The sequence below is a fragment of the Streptomyces sp. ADMS genome (assembly GCF_033441795.1).
Classification (GTDB): Bacteria; Actinomycetota; Actinomycetes; order Streptomycetales; family Streptomycetaceae; genus Streptomyces.
The window spans coordinates 1-381 of sequence record NZ_JAVFVX010000477.1; the positions used below are offsets into that span (position 1 = coordinate 1).

At 67.2% G+C, this 381-nt stretch carries 1 pseudogene; it reads left to right on the forward strand.

Annotation, left to right across the window (positions count from 1 at the left end):
• A pseudogene (locus tag RB628_RS41630) lies at positions 1–381 on the forward strand (sodium-independent anion transporter); the annotation flags it as partial.

Sequence of the window (381 nt, forward strand, 5' to 3'; positions counted from 1 at the left end):
TGGCCAAGCTCATGCGCTTCGTGCCCCGGTCGGTGATGGTCGGTTTCGTCAACGCACTCGCCATCCTGATCTTCATGGCCCAGGTGCCGGAGATGCGCGATGTCCCCTGGGCCGTCTACCCGCTCATCATCGGCGGACTGGCGCTCATGGTGCTCTCTCCCAGGATCACCAAGACCGTCCCGGCGCCGCTGGTCTCCATCGTCATCCTGACCGTCATCACGATCGCGGCCGGGATCGCGGTGCCGAACGTCGGTGACAAGGGCGACCTGCCCTCCTCCCTGCCGGTGCCGGGCATGCCGGACGTGCCGCTCACGCTGGACACGCTCACCACCATCGCCCCGTACGCGTTCGCGTTCGCGCTGGTAGGGCTCATGGAGTCGC